The 14,369-nt window shown below is 64.3% G+C and carries 16 protein-coding genes and 1 riboswitch; of the genes, 11 read left to right on the top strand and 5 right to left on the bottom strand.

Annotated features, from left to right (window positions below):
* Window positions 1-219 precede the first annotated feature (219 nt).
* Together BRAGE_RS0102140 and BRAGE_RS0102135 are read right to left on the bottom strand one after the other, a co-directional pair.
* Window positions 220-753, bottom strand: coding sequence for a PRC-barrel domain-containing protein (locus BRAGE_RS0102140; RefSeq protein ID WP_027560684.1), 534 nt, complete (start codon window positions 751-753; stop codon window positions 220-222).
* Between the two features lie 225 nt (window positions 754-978).
* Window positions 979-1,545 (bottom strand): hypothetical protein, encoded by a 567-nt coding sequence (locus BRAGE_RS0102135; RefSeq protein WP_027560685.1) that lies wholly within the window; start codon window positions 1,543-1,545, stop codon window positions 979-981.
* A gap of 180 nt (window positions 1,546-1,725) precedes the next feature.
* On the opposite strand from BRAGE_RS0102135, the gene BRAGE_RS0102130 reads away from it, so the two are divergent.
* Both BRAGE_RS0102130 and BRAGE_RS47625 read left to right on the top strand, forming a co-directional pair.
* Complete coding sequence (locus BRAGE_RS0102130) at window positions 1,726-2,481, top strand: response regulator (protein ID WP_027560686.1); 756 nt, start codon at window positions 1,726-1,728, stop codon at window positions 2,479-2,481.
* A gap of 14 nt (window positions 2,482-2,495) precedes the next feature.
* Window positions 2,496-3,959, top strand: coding sequence for an ATP-binding protein (locus tag BRAGE_RS47625; RefSeq protein ID WP_084334509.1), 1,464 nt, complete (start codon window positions 2,496-2,498; stop codon window positions 3,957-3,959).
* On the opposite strand, the gene BRAGE_RS52350 is transcribed toward BRAGE_RS47625, so the two are convergent.
* Window positions 3,893-4,102: a hypothetical protein gene (locus BRAGE_RS52350; RefSeq protein WP_084334516.1), complete on the bottom strand. Its 210-nt coding sequence runs from the start codon at window positions 4,100-4,102 to the stop codon at window positions 3,893-3,895. The genes BRAGE_RS47625 and BRAGE_RS52350 overlap by 67 nt on opposite strands.
* A gap of 240 nt (window positions 4,103-4,342) precedes the next feature.
* Here BRAGE_RS52350 and BRAGE_RS0102115 point away from each other — a divergent pair, with 240 nt between their 5' ends.
* From BRAGE_RS0102115 to BRAGE_RS0102080, 8 genes are all read left to right on the top strand, one after another.
* Window positions 4,343-4,888, top strand: a complete 546-nt coding sequence (locus tag BRAGE_RS0102115; RefSeq protein WP_027560687.1) for a lytic transglycosylase domain-containing protein — start codon at window positions 4,343-4,345, stop codon at window positions 4,886-4,888.
* A gap of 142 nt (window positions 4,889-5,030) precedes the next feature.
* Window positions 5,031-5,175: riboswitch (TPP riboswitch) on the top strand.
* Window positions 5,163-6,188: an FAD-dependent oxidoreductase gene (locus BRAGE_RS0102110; RefSeq protein ID WP_027560688.1), complete on the top strand. Its 1,026-nt coding sequence runs from the start codon at window positions 5,163-5,165 to the stop codon at window positions 6,186-6,188. Its footprint overlaps the riboswitch before it by 13 nt.
* Window positions 6,179-6,376: a sulfur carrier protein ThiS gene (gene thiS, locus BRAGE_RS0102105; RefSeq protein WP_027560689.1), complete on the top strand. Its 198-nt coding sequence runs from the start codon at window positions 6,179-6,181 to the stop codon at window positions 6,374-6,376. Before BRAGE_RS0102110 ends, thiS begins: the two co-directional genes overlap by 10 nt.
* A 169-nt stretch (window positions 6,377-6,545) precedes the next feature.
* Window positions 6,546-7,328: a thiazole synthase gene (locus BRAGE_RS0102100; RefSeq protein WP_027560690.1), complete on the top strand. Its 783-nt coding sequence runs from the start codon at window positions 6,546-6,548 to the stop codon at window positions 7,326-7,328.
* Window positions 7,315-7,923 carry a thiamine phosphate synthase gene (locus BRAGE_RS0102095; protein ID WP_027560691.1) on the top strand — a complete coding sequence of 203 codons (609 nt, stop codon included), beginning with the start codon at window positions 7,315-7,317 and terminating at the stop codon, window positions 7,921-7,923. The genes BRAGE_RS0102100 and BRAGE_RS0102095 overlap by 14 nt, the downstream gene beginning before the upstream one ends.
* A gap of 179 nt (window positions 7,924-8,102) precedes the next feature.
* The gene (thiC, locus tag BRAGE_RS0102090) at window positions 8,103-10,001 is read left to right on the top strand and encodes a phosphomethylpyrimidine synthase ThiC (RefSeq protein WP_027560692.1); all 1,899 of its coding nucleotides are present in this window, start codon (window positions 8,103-8,105) and stop codon (window positions 9,999-10,001) included.
* A gap of 312 nt (window positions 10,002-10,313) precedes the next feature.
* Window positions 10,314-11,258 carry a hypothetical protein gene (locus BRAGE_RS0102085; protein WP_027560693.1) on the top strand — a complete coding sequence of 315 codons (945 nt, stop codon included), beginning with the start codon at window positions 10,314-10,316 and terminating at the stop codon, window positions 11,256-11,258.
* A gap of 75 nt (window positions 11,259-11,333) precedes the next feature.
* The gene (locus BRAGE_RS0102080; RefSeq protein ID WP_035730884.1) at window positions 11,334-11,834 is read left to right on the top strand and encodes a mismatch-specific DNA-glycosylase; all 501 of its coding nucleotides are present in this window, start codon (window positions 11,334-11,336) and stop codon (window positions 11,832-11,834) included.
* 303 nt (window positions 11,835-12,137) lie between these two features.
* Here BRAGE_RS0102080 and BRAGE_RS0102075 read toward each other — a convergent pair whose 3' ends face one another.
* Window positions 12,138-12,866, bottom strand: coding sequence for an SDR family oxidoreductase (locus BRAGE_RS0102075; protein ID WP_027560695.1), 729 nt, complete (start codon window positions 12,864-12,866; stop codon window positions 12,138-12,140).
* 135 nt (window positions 12,867-13,001) lie between these two features.
* Window positions 13,002-13,439, bottom strand: a complete 438-nt coding sequence (locus BRAGE_RS0102070) for a VOC family protein (RefSeq protein ID WP_027560696.1) — start codon at window positions 13,437-13,439, stop codon at window positions 13,002-13,004.
* Between the two features lie 272 nt (window positions 13,440-13,711).
* Here BRAGE_RS0102070 and BRAGE_RS0102065 point away from each other — a divergent pair, with 272 nt between their 5' ends.
* Complete coding sequence (locus BRAGE_RS0102065) at window positions 13,712-14,362, top strand: glutathione S-transferase family protein (protein WP_027560697.1); 651 nt, start codon at window positions 13,712-13,714, stop codon at window positions 14,360-14,362.
* Window positions 14,363-14,369 lie beyond the last annotated feature (7 nt).

Genomic DNA, 14,369 nt, shown 5'->3' with positions numbered 1-14,369 from the left:
CTCGGCCGCGCTGTCAATTCCTCATCCTGAGGAGCTTGCGAAGCAAGCGTCTCGAAGGATGAAGGCCCCGCCGGTGGCCTCGCCCTTCGAGACGCGCGCCAAGAGCGCGCTGCTCAGGGTGAGGGTCGACATTGCGTCATGATGAATGAAAGAAAAAGACACGACAGCGCGCCCGGAGAAAACCGGGCGCGCTTCGTTTAGGCCGTCACGCGAGGCGCATTACTCCGAGTACTTGAACTCGGGCATGTTCTTGAGCTCGTCCTTGCTGGCGTTGAACACGGCGTGGTCGGGATACCACTTCGACGTAGATGACGTGGATGAAGTGGCCGGCGCCGTGGTCGTGGTGGTCTTCTCGGTGCCCGTCGCAGCGCCAGTGGTCGTGGTCGTCGCCGGACGGGTGGTCGTGGTCGAAGCAACGGCCTCGTTGACGAACTTCAGCTTCTCGTAGGGCACGGCGACCAGATGCTCGCCCATGCCGAGGAAGCCGCCGACACCGATCACGGCGATCTTGATGGCGCCGCTCTTGTCCATCAGGAGATCGTTGATCGAGCCGATGTTCTCGTTGGCGTCGTTATAGACCTTCAGGCCCGACATCTTCGAGGCACGCCATTCACCCGACGCAGTCGTCGTCGTGGTCGTGGCGGTTGCCGCAGGGGCCGCCTTGTCGGTGGTGGTGGTCGGCGATTGCGCGAACGCAACCGTCGCAAGAAGTGCCGTGCCAGCGAGGCCGGCGGCGATCGATTTCATCAGCATGTTGTCCTCTCCTTCAACAAGAAAACTTGTGCGGAGAAAACAGCGCTGCACACTCGCAGTTCCTTACACGCGGCAATTTCGTCACGCGATGTGCACGCGAAAACGACGAGAATTGTTCCTGCGTCACCCAGGAACATTTTGCGGCGCACGGTTCCCCGCCGACGATCATGCGCCCTGGGTGAAGCACGACCGCGGCGAGGAACGCGCCGACCTGCGTCGCTCAGGTCAGCTCTTGTAGTCGATCAGAAGCGCCGAGAAATCCGAATTGCTGGATGAGCTGCCATTGGCGCCATAGGACGATGTCGACGATTGCGACTGCTGGAGCGCCTGGAGGAATTGCTGGAGGATCTCCGCCGTCGTGGAGTCGGTCGACGTGCTGCTGGTCGAATCCGTCGTCGTCGACGAATCCGAAGAGCCGTCGTCCGACGGCGGCGGACCGGGCGGCGGTCCGCCCGCGCCATCGGCGCCGCCGGGTCCCTTGGCGAAGGCGGACTGAAACACGCCCTTGAGCTCTTCGGCCTGGTCCGAGGTCAGCGTGCCGTTCGACACCTCGCTCGAGATGAGGTTGTCGATCTTCGACTGCATCTCGTCCTTGGAGGGACGCGTGCCGCTCGACTGGTCGCTCGACCGGCTCTGCTGGAGCGCCGTGTCGATGTCGGTCAGCGCCGTCGAGAGCGCGGACTGGTCCGACGAGGAGATGGTGCCGGCGGACACTTCCGATTGCAATTCCTGCTGCAGCCGCTGCAGCGGCGACTGGTAATTACCGGCGGAGGCCGCCGAAATCGAGCTCATGATGGCTCCGTGGGTTTTGCGGGGTTTCGTACGCGACTGCGCCACGGTATGGTTAACGGACTTAACGAGACCTTGCCGCAGCGCTACCCGGTCGTGTCCTGGTGTTGCGGCAGGAGCCTCAGAAATGATCTGAAACAAAAATCTTCGCCTTTTGGCCCGAATCTTGGACAAACAAAGCGCATGGCTATTCCCAATCCCAACATCCTGGTCGTCGAGGACGACCGCGAAACCCGGACGTTGATTGCGAAGTACCTGCGCAACAACGCCTGCAACGTCACCGCCGTGAGCGATGGCCGCGAGATGTCGCGCGCCATGGCCGATCACCGCGTCGACCTCATCATCCTCGACGTCATGCTGCCCGGCGAGGACGGCCTCAGCCTCTGCCGCAAGGTGCGCTCGGAGACGCAGACGCCGATCATCATGCTGACCGCGCGCGGCGAGGACGTCGATCGCATCGTCGGCCTCGAGATGGGCGCGGACGATTATCTGCCCAAGCCCTTCAACCCGCGCGAGCTGCTTGCCCGCATCAACGCGGTGCTGCGCCGCCAGGCCGCGGCGCAGGCGGCAAGCTCGATCGAAGGCGCGAGCACGCTCGCCTTCGAAGGCTGGCGCATCGATCTGCGCCTGCGCGAGCTGCGCAATCCGGAAGGCGCGCGCGTCGCGGTGACCAGCGCCGAGTTCGATCTGCTCCGCACCTTCTGCGAACGGCCCGGCCGCGTGCTGTCGCGCGACAGCCTGCTCGACCTCACGCAGGGCCGCAACACCGGCTCGTTCGAGCGTTCGATCGACGTGCTGGTCAGCCGCATCCGCCGCAAGATCGAGCCTAACCCGGCCGATCCCACCATCATCAAGACGGTGCGCTCCGGCGGCTATCTGTTCACGCCAAGGACTGAACCAGCAAATACTGAAGCGGTTGCGGCGCCCCTGAGCAATTGAGAGGGACGCCGACGATGAAGCCGTTCGGGTTCTTCCACCTCAGGGGCATCGGCGGGCAGATCGCCGCGCTGGTGCTGGCTTCCACCGTCGCGCTGCATCTCGTCGTCACCACCGCCTTCCTGATGAGCCGGCCGGACCGGCAGGATGCCCCGCCGGACGGCGCGCATCAGCTGACCGACGCCGCGCTGCTGCTCGGTGCGGCCGAGCCCGGCGAACGGCCGCGCCTCCTCGCCGATCTCACGCGTGCCTTCCCCAAGCTCGGCCTCGACACGCTCGCGCCCGGCACGGCAGGCGTCGTCGAGGAGAGCGAAAGCCAGCACCTGCGCGGCCTGCGCCGTCACCTCGGCCGCGGCTACAAGGTGGTGCAGCTTGCCTCCGAGGGACCCGCGCACCGCATCGGCGTCGAATTGCCCGACGGCAGCATGATCGCCGGCCGTGTCGATGGCGGCGGCCCGCGGCCGTGGTTCTGGGGCTCGCCGTGGCTGATGACGCTGATGACGACCTTCATCTGCGTCACCGTGCTCGGCCTGTGGGCCGCGCGCGCGCTCGCGGCGCCGCTGTCGTCCTTCGCCAAGGCCGCCGAGAATTTCAGCCTGGACGGCGCCGCCGAGCCGCTGCCCGAGCGCGGGCCGGAGGAGATCCGCTCGGTGGCGCGCGCGCTCAACCGCATGCACGAGCGGATCGCACGGCTGATGTCGGATCGCACGCGGATGCTGGCCGCGATCAGCCACGATCTGCGCACGCCGATCACGCGGCTGCGGCTGCGCGCCGAATTCATCGAGGACGAGACCAACCGCAAGCGCATGCTGATCGATCTCGACCAGATGCGCTCGATGCTGGAGTCCGTGCTCTCGCTGCTGCGCAACGACCGCAAGGTCGAGGCAGTGACGCTGGTCGACATCGCCAGCACGCTCCAGCTCATCGCCGACCAGTTCGGCGACATGGGCCATGTCGTGCATTATGACGGCCCGGCGTCCGCGACCGCCGCCGCGCGGCCCGACGATTTGCATCGCGGCGTCACCAACCTCGTCGAGAACGCGGTGCGCTTCGGCGCCGAGGTCACGATCCGCCTCGACGCATCCTCCACCACGCTCGTCATCGACGTCGAGGACGACGGCCCCGGCATTTCGGACGCGCGCAAGCAGGAGATGCTGGAGCCGTTCGTGCGCGGCGACGACGCCCGCACCATGGACGATTCCACCGGCTTCGGCCTCGGCCTGTCGATCGCGCGCGCGATCGCGATCGCCCATGGCGGCGAGCTCTCGCTGCACGACCGCGAGCCGCACGGCCTGATCGTGCGGATGCAATTGCCGATCTGGCAGGCAGGCACAGCGTCCAGCGGACTAGGGCAATTCCTTCACCTCTCCCCAGCGGGGAGTGGTGAAGACAAAGCGATCCGCAGCGATGCGCCTCAGGCCGCGAGCGGCGGATGCTCGACGGCTGTCTCGTCGAAGATCGCCACCGCCTCGAAGCGATAGCCGCAGGCGCGGCAATTCCAGAGATAGGAGACGCGCCCCTCGCCGGGCTCGATCCAGTCCGGCTGGGAAATTGGCGTGCCGCACTGGGCACAGGGGTTCTGTCTAGGAACGTCGCCGATATGTGCCTTGTTTGATTTTGTCATGGCACCCTCCCACTTCGCAGGCGTCTTCATACTCGCTTTCGCCGGCCGATGCGAATAGACAGGCGTGCTGTCGCTGGCCGGGGGTCGTTCGCCCCAGGCGTCACCTAGACCAGCTTTGCGTCATCACGGCGGCTCGGCGCCGCAAAATCGGCGGCGGCGGCGTTTGGTCACATCATCGCCGCGTTCCGCGCGACTATCCGCAGCGGGTGCAGGTCACTTGCTAGACCCAAGGAATATTCGATGAAGATTTTACGCATTGCCGCGCTGCTCGCGGCCGGACTGATCGTACCGCAGGCCGCATTGGCGGGCGAAGCCGACTATGCCGAGATGGTCGCGATGCATGCGCGCGCCAATGGCGTGCCGGAGGCGCTGGTGCACCGTGTCATCATGCGCGAGAGCCGCTACCAGCCCGGCCTCGTCGGCCGCGGCGGCACCATCGGCCTGATGCAGATCAAGCTCGCGACTGCTCGCGGGCTCGGCTACACCGGCGATGCTGCCGGCCTGCGCGATCCCAACACCAATCTCACCTACGCGGTGAAATACCTCGCCGGCGCCTATCACGCCGCCAATGGCGACCACGCGCGAGCTGTGCGTTATTTCGCGGGCGGCTATTACTACGCTGCAAAGCGGCAGCGGCAGGAGATGGTGCAGCAAGCCAGCAACGAGACGAGCCCCCAGGTTTGGCTCGAGCCCAACGGCAATCCGCAGCCGATGTTCGGCACCGCGCCGCACAGGAAGCTGGCGCAAGGCGTCCGCAACGCGCGGGCGCAGGTTCCACGCGATTGATCGTCATTCCGGGGCGGTCCGCAGGACCGAACCCGGAATCTCGAGATTCCCCGGTGCGCAATAGGTTCGGCTCTTCGAGCTGCCCCGGAATGACTGGTCTGTGGCTAACGCGTTGACACCAGCTCCCACTGGCATACATTAGAGCCGTTCCGAGGGGTGCTCCGAGGAGGAGCTGAGATACCGCTAAATGGGCAAGCCTGCACTTCAGCAAGCCGGCCCAGGACCGCGGTGACCCTTTGAACCTGATCCGGGTCATGCCGGCGAAGGGACAGGGATGTTGCAGACGACCAAGCGACCGGATTCACCGGTATCCATTATCGGCGCAGGCATTGCCGGAGCCTGGCAGGCGCTGCTGTTCGCGCAGGCCGGCCACGCCGTGACTCTACACGAGCGCGGTGACGCGGCGATGACCGAATCCACCAGCCACTGGGCCGGCGGCATGCTGGCGCCCTGGTGCGAGGCCGAGGTCGCCGAACCCATCATCTCCAGGCTCGGCCAGCGCTCCCTCGACATCTGGCGGCGCGAGCTGCCTGATACCCCCTTCAACGGCTCCCTCGTCGTCGCCCATCCGCGCGAGCGCAACGATTTCGAGCGCTTTGCCCGAATGACCGAGGGCCATCGCCGGCTCGACGCCGCCGCTCTCGCCGAGCTCGAGCCGTCGCTGGAAGGCCGCTTCCGCGATGCGCTGTTCTTCCCGGCCGAGGGCCATGTCGAGCCGCGCCGCGTGCTGCCAAAGCTGCACGCGCGCATCAAGGCTGCCGGCGGCACCATCAAGTTCGACAGCGACGTTTCCGCCAAAGACCTCGCAAATCTTGATCCTAAAGGCATCGTGATCGACTGCCGCGGCCTTGCCGCGCGCGAGGAACAACCCGGCTTGCGCGGCGTCAAGGGCGAGATGATCCTGATCGAGACCGACGAGGTGCAGCTCTCGCGCCCCGTGCGGCTGATCCATCCGCGCTGGCCGCTCTACGTGATCCCGCGCGAGGACAATCTGTTCATGCTGGGCGCGACCTCGATCGAGGCCGAGGACACCGGCGTCAGCGTGCGCTCCGCACTTGAGCTTTTGGGCGCCGCCTATGCCGTGCATCCCGCGTTCGGCGAAGCGCGCATCGTCGAATTCGGCTCGGGGCTTCGCCCCGCCTTTCCCGACAATCTCCCCCGCATCGGCATTCGCGGCGAAGCGATCAGCGTCAACGGGCTTTACCGCCACGGCTTCCTGATCGCGCCGGCGCTCGCCGAGCTGACGCTCGCTTACGTCGAGCGCGGCCAGATCGACAATGAGGTGATGCAATGCGCGTGATCGTGAACGGCGAGCAGCGCGAGGTGAACGCGGCCAGCGTCGATGCGCTGCTCTGCGAGCTCGACTACGAGGGCACGCATTTCGCGATCGCGCTGAACTACGACGTCGTGCCGAAGAGCCGCTGGGCCGAGACCAGCCTGAAGGCCGGCGACGAGATCGAAATCATCACGCCGCGGCAGGGAGGGTGAGGATGATGGCACGCTCCATCCACTTGTCGTCCCCGCGAAGGCGGGGACCCATAACCCCAGGGAGCGGTTATGGCGCTCGGTCTCTCCCCGCGTGCCCCAAGAGAAATCACGCGGTATGGGTCCCCGCCTTCGCGGGGACGACAGTTGAACTTGAGGAGACACCTCGCACATGGTGACCTTCTACGGCAAATCCTTCGCCTCGCGCCTCCTCATCGGCAGCGCGCTCTATCCCTCGCCCGCGATCATGCAGGCGGCGATCCGCGCCTCCGGCTCGAACATCGTCACGGTGTCGCTGCGCCGCGAATCCGCCGGCGGCAAGACCGGGGACGCGTTCTGGAAGCTGATCCGCGAGCTCGACGTAACCGTGCTGCCGAACACCGCCGGCTGCCGCAGCGTGCGCGAGGCGGTGACCACCGCCAAGCTCGCCCGCGAGCTGTTCGGCACCAGCTGGATCAAGCTGGAGGTCATCGCCGACAACGACACGCTGCAGCCCGACGTCGTCGGCCTCGTTGAAGCCGCGACCATCCTGATCAAGGACGGCTTTGAGGTGTTCCCCTATTGCACCGAGGATCTCTCGGTCGCCAACCGCCTGGTCGATGCCGGCTGCAAGGTGGTGATGCCGTGGGCCGCCCCGATCGGCAGCGCCAAGGGCATCACCAACCGCGATGCATTAAAACTGCTGCGCGAGCGGCTGCCCGACATCACGCTGGTCGTCGACGCCGGCTTAGGGGCGCCCTCGCATGCGGCCGCAGCGCTCGAGCTCGGCTACGACGCCGTGCTGCTCAACACCGCAATCGCAAAAGCTGCCGATCCCGTCGCGATGGCGAACGCCTTCCGCCTCGGCTGTGATGCCGGCCGCACCGCTTTTGAAGCCGGGCTGATGAACGCCCGCGACTTCGCCTCCCCCTCCACCCCTGTCGTTGGGACCCCGTTCTGGCATGCCGTATCCTGATCGCTTCTATCCCGTCGTCGACAGCCTCAAATGGGTCGAGCGGCTGACAAAACTCGGCGTCGGCACCATCCAGCTGCGCGCGAAAGAGCTGAACGATGCCGAGGCGCTCCAGATCGTCACCGACGCGCTGGCGATCACGAACGGCACGCAAACCAAGCTGGTCGTGAACGACTACTGGCGCGCGGCGATCGTCGCCGGCGCAAAATACCTGCATCTCGGCCAGGAGGATCTTGCCGACGCCGACCTCAAGGCGATCCGCGAAGCGGGCCTGTCGCTCGGAATCTCCACGCACGACGACGCTGAGCTTGCGACCGCGCTCAAGGCCGAGCCCGATTACGTCGCGCTCGGTCCGATCTTCTTCACCACGCTCAAATCGATGCGCTTCGAGCCGCAGGGCATTCCAAAGATCACGGAATGGAAGAAGCGCATCGGCAACATCCCGCTGGTCGCGATCGGCGGCATCAAGTTCGAGCACGCCGCGGAGATCTTTGCCGCCGGCGCGGATTCCATCGCCGTGGTGTCCGACGTCACCCAGAACGCCGACCCGGACGCGCGTGTGCGGCAATGGCTCGGCCAGTCGAAGGAGGCGGCGTGATGCGCACGCTCTCTCCACACCCTCAACTGTCATCGCCCGGCTTGACCGGGCGATCCAGTACGCCGCGGCCTCTCGGCTCTAGCCGCACCGCCTCGGAGTACTGGATCCCCGCCTTCGCGGGGATGACAGCAGTATTTGTCGCTCGCGCAGCGATGCCAACGAACTAAAAGGAGGATCCCATGAACATCCGCTCCAACCCCGACAAGACCGTCCCCGCCGTCACCACCGGCCCCCTTCCCTCCTCGCGAAAAATCTTCGCCTCGCCGGATGCCGCGCCGGACATCCGCGTGCCCTTGCGCGAGATCATCCTCTCCGAGGGCGCGGGCGAGCCGAACCTGCCGGTCTACGACACCTCGGGCCCCTACACCGATCCGTCCGTCACCATCGACGTCAATGCCGGCCTTGCGCGCAATCGCAAGCAATGGGTGCTGGAGCGCGGCGGCGTCGAGGAATATGAGGGCCGGCAGATCAAGCCGGAGGACAATGGCAGCGTCTCCACCGACAAGGCCGCGCGCGCCTTCTCGGCCTATCACAAGCCGCTGCGCGGCCTCGACGGCCACAAGATCACGCAGCTCGAATTCGCCCGCGCCGGCATCGTCACCAAGGAGATGATCTACGTCGCGGCGCGCGAAAACCTCGGTCGCAAGCAGCAGCTCGAGCGCGCGGAGGCGGCGCTTGCCGACGGCGAAAGCTTCGGCGCCGCGGTGCCCGCCTTCATCACGCCGGAGTTCGTGCGCGACGAGATCGCGCGCGGCCGTGCCATTATCCCCTCCAACATCAACCACAGCGAACTCGAGCCGATGATCATCGGCCGCAACTTCCTGACCAAGATCAACGCCAATATCGGCAACTCGGCGGTGACGTCGTCGGTCGAGGAAGAGGTCGAGAAGATGGTGTGGGCGATCCGCTGGGGCGCCGACACCGTGATGGACCTCTCGACCGGCCGCAACATCCACACCACGCGCGAATGGATTTTGCGCAACTCGCCGGTGCCGATCGGCACCGTGCCGATCTACCAGGCGCTGGAGAAGTGCAACGGCGATCCCGTCGCGCTGACCTGGGAGCTCTACAAGGACACGCTGATCGAGCAGTGCGAGCAGGGCGTCGACTACTTCACCATCCACGCCGGCGTACGTCTGCAATACATCCACCTCACCGCCAACCGCGTCACCGGCATCGTCAGCCGTGGCGGCTCGATCATGGCGAAGTGGTGTCTCGCGCATCACAAGGAGAGCTTCCTCTACACGCATTTCGACGAGATCTGCGACCTCATGCGCAAGTATGACGTCTCGTTCTCGCTCGGCGACGGCCTGCGTCCGGGCTCGATCGCGGATGCCAACGACCGCGCGCAGTTCGCGGAGCTCGAGACGCTCGGCGAGCTCACGAAGATCGCGTGGGACAAGGGCTGCCAGGTCATGATCGAGGGCCCCGGCCACGTGCCGATGCACAAGATCAAGATCAACATGGACAAGCAGCTCAAGGAATGCGGCGAGGCGCCGTTCTACACGCTTGGACCGCTGACCACCGACATCGCGCCGGGCTATGACCACATCACGTCGGGCATCGGAGCAGCCATGATCGGCTGGTTCGGCTGCGCCATGCTCTGCTACGTCACGCCGAAGGAGCATCTCGGCCTGCCCGATCGCAACGACGTCAAGACCGGCGTCATCACCTACAAGATCGCGGCCCACGCTAGCGATCTCGCCAAGGGCCATCCCGCCGCGCAACTGCGCGACGACGCCCTCTCCCGCGCGAGGTTCGAATTCCGCTGGACCGACCAGTTCAACCTCGGCCTCGATCCGGACACGGCAAAGAGCTTCCACGACGAGACCCTGCCGAAGGAAGCCCACAAGGTCGCCCATTTCTGCTCGATGTGCGGCCCAAAATTCTGCTCGATGAAGATCACGCAGGACGTGCGGGACTATGCGGCGACGCTGAACGATCCGAACAGCGTGGGCATGTCGATGGCCGGCACCGCCGAAGACGGAATGGCGAAGATGAGCGCGAAGTTCAAGGAGATGGGCTCAAGCGTTTATCTCGATGCGGAGAAGGTGAAGGAGAGTAATCGGGTGTTGTGAGGGGCTCAGCCCGAGCATCTTTTGAACAGTTGCAAGGCCGGGCTCAGCCCGGCCTTTCGCTTGAGACCAGCCGGATTTCTTCTTGCAGCGACCTATATTCAATGAAGCCAGAGGGCTTGCCGCTACCGCACTTCACAATCTAAGATAGCTATGTCGCGCGAACGTGTCTCCGGGTAGCTTACCGGATGGCATCCACGGGCATAATAGTACGAATTCTACGATCTTTTCATATTGGCCGAAACGAGCGGACAACAGTACACCGCAAGTGCCCTGGCAAATCTGGCACGAAAGTCATTTGCAGGAACATGCTCCATGGCTGGACCGAAACAAAGCGGGCTTTCGACTACGACACTCTACTTGATAGCGACTGTTGTGTTTCTAGTCGGCTGTGCACTCACATTCTTCACCGGCACAGAACATCCCGAGGGTTGGACTGCACTGCAGGTTGCCTTGCTTCACGTTGCGAAGGAAATCGGCTTCGCCCTCATAGTTGCCGCCGTTGTTTGGATGGTATTTGAGCAACTCGCGGCCAGGCACGAGCAGGCAATCTGGAACGCCCGTATCGAGTCGATCTCCGAGAATGTATTTTACGGCGTCTTGCGTCGACAAATACCAGCGGGCGTGCTGCACGTAGCCAATCGACTAGCTTTGACACAAAGCCTTTTGCGTAAGAATTTCCGTTACGATATCAGGTTACTTGACCCTGAAGAGGGTGGCAGTGCCGAATATCTAGAGCTCCGGGTAAAGGCACGCTACCAATTAAGTAATGTGAGCGACATTGTCGCTAAACATAGCCTGAAAGGACATCTTCCCGAACCAACGAGCAAGGGTCCTCGTGGAAAAGTCAAATTTCATCACGTTGAAGTTCGACTGCGAAAAGGAGCGTCTGACGGAACACCTGCCGAGCTCGTGGACAAAGCGAATGCGTCTCTCAAGCCTGACGGAAATCGTATCGCATTTGATATTGGTGAATTCGCCGTCGAGCCGGAGGACACGCTCTCCTGTGAGCTTGAATATTCGCTAATCAAATCCTCCGAAGACACTGACTTAATCCGGACACATCTTCCAGCCGAAGCGCTGACCGTTTCGATAAAGGATGAAACTAAGAAGCAGTTTCTAATCCAAGCCCTCTCGATACACGATAGGGACGTCATTTCAGCGAAGAACGACGTCGAGCAAGGCTCGTATGAGTATCAAATTAATGATTACCTCTTACCTCACCAAGGGATGTTGCTGTGGTGGAAACCACGAAAATAGAGCAAGCATGAAAGCCGATGTCCTCGCGTGACATTTGCGTTTTGCTTCTTGAAAGACAGCGACCTGCTCAACACTATGAGCCCCCGCCTCCCCGACCAGCTCCGCGAAAACCTCCGCCTCGTCTTCGTCGGCACCGCCGCCTCGACGCGCTCGGCCGAACTCGGGCACTACTACGCGCATCCCGGCAACCGCTTCTGGCGCGCGATCCATGAGGCCGGGATCACGCCGCGGCGGTATCAGCCGGGCGAGTTCGCATTGCTGATCGAGCTCGGGATCGGCTTCACCGATCTCTCCAAGTCGGGCGCCGGGATGGATCACCAGATCGCGGCGGAGACGATCGACGTGCCGGGGTTCAGGAAGAAGATGGAAAAGTACCGGCCGCGGACGGTTGCGTTCACGAGCAAGAAGGCGGCGAGCTTGTTCTATGGCAGGCCGTCAGCTGCGATTGCGCTGGGGCGGCAGGTGCGCGATGCAAGCCTGCCGGAGATTTTTGTGCTGCCGTCGCCGTCCGGCGCGGCGTCCGGGCATTGGACGCTGGAGCCGTGGCGCGAGCTTGCGAAGTGGATTGCCGAATAGCGTAGATTGACGATGGCGCCTCACACTCAGTCGTCGTCCCTGCGAAAGCAGGGACCCATAACCACAGGGAGACGTTTGGCGAAGACTCGTCGTTCGGTACTTCTACCGGCAGCAAGCCGATCGATCACGCGGTATGGGTCCCGGCGCCCGTGCGCAATTGCGCACTAGGCCGGGACGACACCGGGGGTTTGGCGCGCAGCTTCGTAGGGTGGGCAAAGGCGCGTCAGCGCCGTGCCCACGTCGACAGCACGTGGGCACGGCGCGCGAAGAGCGCGCCTTTGCCCACCCTACGAAGCTGCGCGCCTAGAGATCGAAATTGGTCGGCATCATCACCACGTCGCGGATGGTCATGCCGCGCGGCCGTGTCAGCATGAACATCACCACTTCGGCGACTTCGCTGGCCTCCAGCAGGCTGCCGGAGTCCCTGGCATCCTTCAGCTTCTCGGGCGGCCAGTCCGCGAGCAGCGAGGTGACGACCGGGCCGGGCGAGATCGAGCCGACGCGGATGCCGTGCTTGAACACCTGGCGCCGCACCGTCTGGACGAAGCAGTTGATCGCCCATTTGGACGACGCATAGACCGGCTCCCATGGCGTCGGAAAATGCGCCGCCAGCGAGCTCGTGACGATGATGTCGCCGGTCCGGCGCGCAATCATGTGCGGCAGCACGTCGTGCACGTTCTTCATCACGACGTTGACATTCAGATTCAGCATCCGGTCGATCGCCGTGGTGTCGGCATCGACGAGGTCGCCCCCGACATAGCTGCCCGCATTCGCATGCAGGATGTCGAGCTGGCCCGCGTTCTCCAGAACGCGCGGCAGCAACGTGGCGCAGTCCCTGGGATCAAGCAGGTCGACGACCAGCGGGATCACGGCATCGCCGTGCTTGCGATTGAGCGTCGTCAGCGCGGCCTCGTCGCGGTCGACCATCACGACGCGCGCGCCCGCGGCCAGCATCGCCTCGGCACTCGCAAGACCAATGCCCGACGCAGCGCCGGTCACGGCCGCAACCTTGCCTTCCAATACTCTTGCCATGAGATCACCATTCAGCTGAGGTCGGCAGTATAGCGACCTCAGGTGAATTGGCGATGTGGATCGCCGGCGTCGACAGCACGTGGGCACGGCGCGCGAGGGGCGCGCCTTTGCCCACCCTACGGCACCGGGGCTCCCTCACCCCGCATACGCCTTGTCCAGGTCCGCGATCACGATCTTCCGCATCTTCATCATGGCCTGCATGACGCGGTTCGCCCTGGTGCGATCGGGGTCGCCGAGGTAGCGGCCGAGCGCTGATGGCACCACCTGCCAGGACAGGCCGAACTTGTCCTTGAGCCAGCCGCATCGCGACTCCTCACCGCCGTCGGCGGTGAGCGCTTCCCAGAAATGATCCACCTCGCCTTGCGTCTCCACGCTGATGAAGAACGACACCGCCTCGTTGAAGCGGTGTTGCGGCCCGCCGTTGAGCGCGTGGAAGCGCTGGCCTTCGAGCTCGAACACCGCCATGAAGTCGCTGACGGTCTCGATCTTGGCGTTGGGGAACACCGATTTGTAGAACGCGACGGCCTCGGGGACGTTGTTGTCGAACCAGAGGAACGGCGTGATGGAGGTCATGGGCGGGGATCCTTTCGGCAAGGGGGGCTTCCCAAGGACGCGGCCGGGAGCGGCGTTCCGACATTGAGATGCGAGATTTTTTCGACCGGCCGCAGTCCGTAGGATGGGTAGAGCGCAGCGAAACCCATCAATCGAGCCAAAACGGCAGATCGGGCGGTTCAATGATCGGTTTCGCTGCGCTCTACCCATGCTACGCGGAAAACCGGATAGCCTGTCGGAAGCCGCCCTGCTCGTTCGTCCTCTGGACCTGACGATCACCCCGGAGACCGCCGATGCCTCCCACCATCACCGCCTTCGAAAACTCGCCCGACCGCGGCCGGGGACAGGCGCGCGACATGCGCGTCCGCTGGGCGCTGGAGGAAGTCGGGCAGCCCTATGACGTCCGCCTGGTTTCGTTCAAGCAGATGAAGGAGCCGGCGCACCTTGCGCGGCATCCGTTCGGGCAGATTCCGACCTATGAGGACGGCGATCTCGCGTTGTTCGAGTCCGGGGCGATCGTGCTCCACATCGCCGAACATCATCCCGGGCTGCTGCCGGACGAGCCGAATGCACGCTCGCGCGCGATCGCATGGATGTTCGCCGCGCTGAACACGCTGGAGCCGCCGATCGTCGAGCTCGGCATGGCGATGCTGTTCGAGCGCGACAAGAGCTGGTACGAGGCGCGCCTGCCCATGCTGCAAGATCGCGTCCGTGTCAGGCTCGGCGAATTGTCCCTCCGCCTCGGCGGGGCCGACTGGCTCGACGGCGCTTTCAGCGCCGGCGACCTCATGATGGTGACGGTGCTGCGTCGGCTGAACACATCGGGGCTGCTGGAGGAATATCCTGACATCGCCGCCTATGTCGCGCGCGGCGAAGCCCGGCCGGCGTTCCGGCGGGCGTTCGAGGCGCAGCTGGCGGTGTTCACCGCGGCATCGGGTTCGTAGGGTGGGT

This window comes from Bradyrhizobium genosp. SA-4 str. CB756, assembly GCF_000473125.1.
Classification (GTDB): Bacteria; Pseudomonadota; Alphaproteobacteria; order Rhizobiales; family Xanthobacteraceae; genus Bradyrhizobium; species Bradyrhizobium arachidis.
Note: the sequence above shows the minus strand (reverse complement) of the source record. Positions and strands in the feature narration are given on the sequence as shown.